Origin of the sequence: Methanobrevibacter sp. (assembly GCF_045577275.1) — an archaeon.
GTDB lineage: Archaea > Methanobacteriota > Methanobacteria > Methanobacteriales > Methanobacteriaceae > Methanobrevibacter.
The window spans coordinates 1-2,713 of sequence record NZ_JAZNIB010000274.1 but is presented as its reverse complement, the minus strand read 5'-3'; the positions used below and the strand labels follow the sequence as shown (position 1 = coordinate 2,713).

Annotated in this window: 1 protein-coding gene; it reads right to left on the bottom strand. The window is 31.3% G+C overall.

Features of this window, described 5'->3' with window-relative positions; genetic code table 11:
* Positions 1–103 precede the first annotated feature (103 nt).
* Entirely contained in the window at positions 104–2,443 is a 2,340-nt protein-coding gene (locus ACKI67_RS08105; protein WP_407462996.1) for an Ig-like domain repeat protein, read from the bottom strand.
* Between the last annotated feature and the right edge of the window lie 270 nt (positions 2,444–2,713).

Below are 2,713 nucleotides of genomic sequence, written 5' to 3'. Positions count from 1 at the left end.
ATTAAAATAAATAAAAAATTTATAGAATAAAACTAAAAAGTTTATTCTATTTATTAAAACTTCTTTTTTAATCAAATAAATTACAACTTATCCCTATCAATAACTAGAATGGTATAAGCGCATAATTTTTTGGAGTATTATATGACTTTGTATTCCAATTATTAATAGTTCCTAGTTTGTTTCTGCGGCTTGTTGCATCGGCTGTGTACCAAGTTTGTGATATAGGATCGTAAACTTGAGCCCATACATGTCCTGTATTTAATCCACTAGCGAACTTACAGTTTTTAGCATGAGAATATCTTGCGTAAATACCTACAGATCTACACATAGCTACAATTAAATTAGCCTTGTCACAACAATTACCTGACCTTGAACTAAAGGTTTTAGCTGCTCCTTTTTTGGAATTTGTATAGAAGCTGTATCTTATATCATCCCTTACAAATTCAAAGATAGCATTTGCTTTAGCTTTAGGACTTGATAAACCAGCAGTCAATTCTTTTGCTTTCTTCTTGAGTGCATCACTAAGAGCTGATTTACCTCCGGTCTTCAAGTATTTTGCAAAGGTTTCAGAGTCAAATATTTGTCTGTAATTTAAGATTTTTCCACTTTGACTAATGGATATTGAATATCCTCCTTTAACATAGCTAGTTTTAACTGTAACTGAAGAAGGTAACTTCTTATTGTTACTATAGGAATTCAATACAGCGGTTAAACCATAAATATAGAGATTTGCTTCCATTTTACCCAAGCTGGTAACTTGACTTGAAGGTAAGCAATCCTTAGAATCGACATATTTAGTAATGTTTGTCGCTAATTTAAGATAATCGCTTTTAGATAATTTACCATTAATTTTCGCCCCAGAAGAACCATAATTATTTGATAAGAATTTTATCTTAACATCTGCTTTTGAACCTTTATTAATATGGGTTATAGCTCCTGCCATAAGATATGCGAATTCATCCATTGTGTATTTTTTACTATCAATAGTGACACTGTAAGATTTATTTAATATATTTATGTATTCTACACGGACTTTCAAGTCTTTAGCTGCAGTAACAATTTTAGATATACTAATTGCAGGGTCAACTACCTTAAGAGTTTTGCTAACGCTAGATGAATTGTAATTCTTACTTCCAGCATATTTTATTTTGATAGGATAAGATCCTTTCTTAAGGCCTACAGCCAAACTAACCTGTCCTTTTGAATTGGTTGTTTTAGTATAGGTCTTGTTGTTTATATTGATAACAACTGTCTTATCTGATAAAACCTTTCCTGCGGAATTTTTTAAAGTGACTATATACTTAAATCCTTGGCCAACACTTGCTGGTGCAACGATTTTGGTACCTCCCTTAACGGCAGTTACATTAGTGCTTGCAGAAGATTTGATAAAAACATCATCCCCAGCAAAACTAATTTTGAATTTCAATTTTCCAAGATCTCGTATCGGAATGAGGACTTGGCCTTTTGAATTAGTCTTTTTGGTATATGATTTGTCCTTATTAGTTATCTTTACAACGACTTTTCTGTTTTTAACAGCTGCATTGTTCACTTTTTTCTTTAATGTAATTACATAATCACTGCCATATTGAACAAGAGTTGAATATGATAGTTTTGTTCCACATTTTTGAGGGTATACAGTTGTTTTCTTGGAAGATTTATAAAAATTACCGTTTCCTGCATAACCGATAAGAACTGAAAACTTTTTATGAGCATTTATGTTAAGTTTTGCTTGACCATTTTCATCGGTCTTCTTTTTGTAAACTTTATTTCTCCAACTGGAGACCTTAAAGGTTACTGTTTTATTAGCTAAAAGAGCACCACTATCCTTGTTTTTTAAAGTAACAATTAAGGATGTTGTTCTAGGAACCTTATTGGTTTTAACAGTTAAGCTTGTGCTGCTTTTTAAAACCTTAAAGGTGGAACTCTTTTTGGAACTTGCATAAGAGCTATCCCCTGCAAAAGAGACTAACAGCTTATAAGTTCCTGCAGGATTGTAAGTAAACTGTGCCCGACCGTTTTTATCAGTGGTTCTGGTATAAACCTTATTCTTGCTGGTTACATTGAATAAGATCTTTTTACCGCTTAACGCTTTACCCTTCTTATCTTTTAATGTAACATATATCGGATTTCCAGAGTGTACAGTGGTGTTGGATACTTTCATAGTAGTGTTGGTCTTAGCAGTTGAACTGCCTGAACTACCATTGCCTTTTAAGTCATCAAAAGTCATTTCATGACTGTTATCCTCACTTTCTAAACTTGAACTGGAAACTTTTTCATTAGATAATTGGTTAGTGTCAGTACTACCAACTGACTCGTCAGACATTGAATCAATTGAACCGCCAACAAAATCATTGTTATCTGGATCGTTTGACATATCCAAGACATCACTAGCAGATACACCGCTTATCGCTAAAAACAATAAGCAGAATATTGCCAAAAGCAATGTTCTCTTCTCTAACGAAATTTTTTCACCTCAATACACTAAAAAAATACAAATTTAAAAGTTTTAAAATACTCTTATAGTTAAATATCTTCAAGTATTATTGAAATTAAATTTTTTTAAAGAGCTAATGCAATAAAAAAAAGATAATTCAACAAGTTTTAGATAATATTTTTTTAATGTTATGTATAATTAACTGTTTAATAGCATATAAATCTTTCCCATAAAAATTCTAAAAAATAAGGACAAATCATTGTTAAAATTAAATATATC